The sequence below is a fragment of the Neoroseomonas rubea genome, from assembly GCF_016106015.1.
Lineage (GTDB): Bacteria > Pseudomonadota > Alphaproteobacteria > Acetobacterales > Acetobacteraceae > Neoroseomonas > Neoroseomonas rubea.
The window spans coordinates 1-4,668 of sequence record NZ_JACADQ010000331.1 but is presented as its reverse complement, the minus strand read 5'-3'; the positions used below and the strand labels follow the sequence as shown (position 1 = coordinate 4,668).

The window sequence follows — 4,668 nt, the reverse complement described above, 5'->3', positions numbered from 1 at the left end:
GCGCCCGCGCCCGGGCTTCGTGCCACGCGCCAGCGCCGCCGCCGCGGCGGCGAAGGGTCCTGTCGCGGCCATGGTTCAGGCCGCCGACCGGCGCGCGCGCAGGCGCGGCACCACCGCGAGCACGGGCAGGCCGAGATGCCGCTCCACCTCCGCGGCCTCGTGCAGCCGGCGGTCGAAGAAGGCGGCGGCCGCCACCCAGGCGAGCGCCAGCATCCCGCCGAGCACGCCGGCGAGTGCCAGCGCCACCGACTTGCGCAGCCCGATCGGCGTCGCGCGCAGCGTCGGGCGCTGCACCAGCTGGACATTGCCGATGCGCGCTTCCTCCAGCGCCGCGACGGACAGCGCGTCGTTCAGCTTGCCGTCGTTGAACTCGAAGGCGCGACGGGCGGACACGACCTCCCGCCGCAGCGCCTGCCATTCGGGCAGGGCGGCCTGCAACGCGGCCAGGTCGGCGGCGATCGCATCGCGCAGTTCCTCCCGCGCCGCCAGGATGCGCCGGCGCTGGTCGTGCGTGGCACGCACCTGCTCGGCCAGTTGGCGCGACAGCGCCGCGATCTCCGCGCGCTGGCGGCGCACCGCCATGTCCTGCGCGGCGAGCGTGGTCTGCGACCCGGCGCTCCGCGCGCCGAGGCTCGCGAGTTCCGACGCGATCGCCTGCTGCAGCGGATTGCCCGCGAGCGCCACCCCGGCGCGCGTCTCGTCCGCGCCGGCTTCCGTCGCCTCGAGCTGGCGCAGGGCGATGGCGGCGAGTTCGAGGTCGAGCCGCGCGGCGTCGAGACCGGTCTCGGCCTCGGCCAGCCGGCGCTGGAGCGCCGCGCGTTGTTCCTCGGGCACGGTGATCCCCTGGGTCCGCTCGAATCCCGCGAGCGCAGCCTCGGCCGCGGCGAGGCGCGCACCGGTCTCCCGCCGCCGCTCGGTGAAGAACGCCACGGCCTGGCGGCCCTGGAACATCGCCGCGCGGGTTTCGAAATACAGGTCGAGTATCAGGCGCAGCGCGGGCTCCGGCACCTCCCGCGCGCCCCAGACCAGGCGCGCCGTCACGACATTTGTGTTCGGCTGGCTGTCGAGGATCAGCGCGCCGGACAGCGCCTCGATCGCCGCCTCGCGCGGCGTCGGCCGCGCCGAGAGGCCGAGCGCGACCATCGCGTCGGACAGCCCTTCCCGCGCCGCACGCGCCGCGCCGCGGAGGGCCTGCTTCACGCGCGCCACCAGGCTCTCGGCCGGCGCCGGCGGGGTAGGCGCGAGGTCGATGCGGTCCACCGCCAGCGCGATCAGGTCGCGGGAGCGGATCAGCTCCATCTCGCTGTTCACATGCCCCGGCGTGGTCGACACGAAGGCCTGCCGGTCCGCGAGCATGGTCGGCAACGGTGCCTGCTCCTGGCCAAGGCGCACCAGGATCTTCGCCTCGGCCATCCAGATATCGCCGCGGACCAGGAAGACATGCACGCCCGCCATCGCGATCGCAGCGACGACGATGGTCACGACCATCCACAGGCGACGGAACAGCGGCGCGGCGAGGTCACGCAGCGATATCTCGGGCAGCAGGCCACCCGGCGTGGGCCTCATGCCGCCGCGTCCTCCGTGGCGAGCCAGCCGTTGTACCAGGCGATGGTCTCCGCCAGCGCATCCTCCAGCGTGAAGGCCGGCGACCAGCCAAGCCGCGCCCGCGCCTTGGCGGCCGAGAGATGCTGCTCCGGGATCTCGTTGCTCGCCTGGCCGAGCACGATTGGCTCGATCTCCGGCCGCCCCGCGGCGGCGAGGATGCGGCGCGTGAGGTCCAGCACCGACAGCGGCTGCTCGGTCGAGAAGTTGAACGCCTCTCCGTGCAGGGCGGAGTCCTCCATCGCCTCGGCCAGCGCGAGATAGGCGAGCACCACGTCGCGCACATAGATGTAGTCGCGGATCATCGAGCCGTCGGAGCGTAGGACCGGACGCTCGCCCCGGATCGCCCAGCGCGCGACGCCGGGCACGATGCGGTTGAAGTTCAGGTCCCGCCCGCCGAAGAAGTTCCCCGCGCGTGTGATGCAGACCGGCAGCCCGTAGGTGTGGTGGTAGGTCTGGGCCAGGATGTCGGTGCAGGATTTCGACGCGTCGTAGGGATGCCGGCCATTGAGCGGCATGGTCTCGTCATAGGGCAGGCTCGGCGCGGTGCCGTAGGCCTTGTCCGAGGAGGCGACGACGATCCGCTTCACCTGCCCGCGCAGTTCCCGGCAGGCGTCGAGCAGGTTCCAGCTGCCGCGGATATTCGCCTCGAAGGTCGAGCGCGGGTTGCGGTTGGCGATGCCTACGATGGGCTGCGCGCCCAGGTGCAGCACCGTGTCCGCCTCGTGCTCGTTGATCGCGCGCAGCAGCGTCTCGTAGTCCTCGAGCGCGCCGAGTACGGTGAAGTGCGGCTCCGTCTCCGGATCGTCGCGGCGCGTCAGGTGCCGGCCGCGGTCGCGCACATAGCCGATGGTCGTCGCGCCCCGTCGGTTCAGCTCCTTCACGGTCCACGATCCGAGGAAGCCCGAGGAGCCGGTGACGAGCACGCGCTTGTCGGCCCAGAAGCCGCGGGGCGCGCTCATGCCGCCGCTGCCGTCCGGCCGAGCCAGGGCATCCGCCCCTCGGCGAACATCGCCTCGATCTCCTGCTGGTCCTTGTAGGTGTCCATCGACTTGAAGAAGCCGTCATGGCGATAGGTCGCGAGGTGCCGCCCGGCGAGCAGGCCGGGGAAGACGTCGCGCTCCAGGTTCTCGCCGCGCCAATGGTCGAAGATGGCGGGCTCCATCACGAAGAAGCCGGCGTTGATCCAGTGTTCGCGCAGCACCGGCTTTTCCCGGAAGTCGTGGATGGTGCCGCCGGCATCAGCCTCGATCGTGCCGTACTGGGACCGCAGCGGGACGGAGGTGATGGTGGCGAGCTTGCCCGCGCGGCGATGGAAGGCGAGCAGGTCGGACAGCGGCACGTCCGACAGCCCGTCCGCATAGGTCGCCATGAAGGTCCCGTCACAGAGCAGGTGCCGGCAGCCCGCGACGCGCCCGCCCGTATCGGTCGCGGCACCCGTGTCGACGATCTCGACTTTCCAGCCGAAGGACCGGCCCTCGAAATAGTCGAGGATCACCTCCTTCCGGTAGCCGACGGACAGCACGAAGTCGGTGATGCCCTGGCGCGCGTAGATCTCCATCACGCGCAGCAGGATCGGCTTGCCGCCCACCGGCATCATCGGCTTGGGCAGGTACTCGGTGTAGGGGTAGGCGCGGGTGCCCGACCCGCCGGCGAGGATCACGACCTTCATGCGCTTGGCTTCCTGGGCTGGGGGGTGATCAGAAGGCGGCATCGCTGGTGAAGCCGCGCGTGACGGTCGCGGCCAGGATCCGCAGATCGAGGGCGAGCGACCAGGACTCGACGTACAGAAGGTCGTAGTCGAGCCGGCGCTGCGCCTTCTCGAGCGTATCGACCAGGCCGCGGCAGCCATTGACCTGCGCGAGGCCGGTGATGCCGGGTTTCATGCGGTGCCGCGCCGCGTAGTGGCGCACGGCCTCCCCATAGGGGCGGCCATCGACGCGCATCTCCACCGGATGGGCGCGCGGACCCACCAACGACATCCCGCCCGCCAGCACGTTGAACAGTTGCGGCAGCTCGTCGAGGCTGGTGCGGCGGAGGAAGCGCCCGACGCGCGTCACGCGCGGGTCGCCCGGTACGGTGGCGCGCGCGCCCGTCGGGTCGCCCAGCGCCTGGTGCATGGTGCGGAACTTCAGCACCATGATGGGCTCGTTGGCGAAGCCGAAGCGGCGCTGGCGCAGCAGCACCGGACCCGGGCTGTCGAGCCGGATGGCGACGGCGGCGGCCAGCATCACCGGCGCGAACAGCACCACCAGCGCGGCGCCGATCACCAGATCCTCCACGCGCTTGGCGATGCCGCGCCAGTCGCGCAGCGGACGGCCCCAGATCTCCACCGCCGGCCGCCCGGCGACGAGGCGCGCCGCGCCCGCCGGCAATTCCCAGGCGGCGAGGTCGGGGGCAAGGCGCACATCGACCGGCAGGTCGCGCAGCCGCAGGCAGGCTTCCGCCACCTGGTCCGGCATCGACCAGGGCAGCGCGACGAGCACGGCGTCCAGGGCGAGGTCCGGCGCGGCGCGCAGCAGGTCATCGATGTCGCCATCGACGTCGGCGCCGCGATGCAGGCCGAAGCGGCCGATGAGCAGCGCCTCTCCCGCACGATCCGGCGCCAGGAGCGCCGCGACCAGCCGTTCGGCCTGCGGCCCCGCCCCGATGACCGCGACGCGCTCCGCCAGGCTGCCGGAGGCTCGCCACGCCGCGAGGCGCAGCGCGAGGGCCGTGCGCGACAGCGCGAGGCCGACCATGCCGATGCCCGCCCAGCCCAGCAGCCAGCCGCGCGAGAGGGCAACCCCGCCATCCCACAGGAAGGCGACGGCGAGCGTGACGAGCAGCGCGAGCGCGAAGGCGCCCGCCACGTGCCGCAACATCCCAGCCCGATGCTCCAGGCCATCGGGCCGGTAGTGCCCGGCGGCGATGCCGGCCGCGACGAAGGCCGCGACCCCCACCACCGTCGCCGCGAGGTGCCGGCCCTGGTCCTGTGCGCCCGCATCCGCCGCCGCGGCCGAGGCGAGCGCGCCCGCGAGCGCCAGCACGACGCCGTCGATGCAAGGCAGGAGCCCCGCGACAAGC

4 protein-coding genes are annotated in these 4,668 nt (G+C 72.7%); all 4 read right to left on the bottom strand.

Annotated features, from left to right (window positions below; all coding sequences use genetic code 11):
• Nucleotides 1-75 precede the first annotated feature (75 nt).
• Nucleotides 76-1,566, bottom strand: coding sequence for a Wzz/FepE/Etk N-terminal domain-containing protein (locus HW577_RS21035; protein WP_198378080.1), 1,491 nt, complete (start codon nt 1,564-1,566; stop codon nt 76-78).
• Complete coding sequence (locus HW577_RS21030; protein ID WP_198378079.1) at nt 1,563-2,564, bottom strand: GDP-mannose 4,6-dehydratase; 1,002 nt, start codon at nt 2,562-2,564, stop codon at nt 1,563-1,565. Before HW577_RS21030 ends, HW577_RS21035 begins: the two co-directional genes overlap by 4 nt.
• Entirely contained in the window at nt 2,561-3,274 is a 714-nt protein-coding gene (locus HW577_RS21025) for a sugar phosphate nucleotidyltransferase (RefSeq protein ID WP_198378078.1), read from the bottom strand. The genes HW577_RS21030 and HW577_RS21025 overlap by 4 nt, the downstream gene beginning before the upstream one ends.
• 28 nt (nt 3,275-3,302) lie before the next feature.
• On the bottom strand, nt 3,303-4,668 hold a 1,366-nt coding region (locus HW577_RS21020; RefSeq protein WP_198378077.1), incomplete at its 5' end, for an exopolysaccharide biosynthesis polyprenyl glycosylphosphotransferase.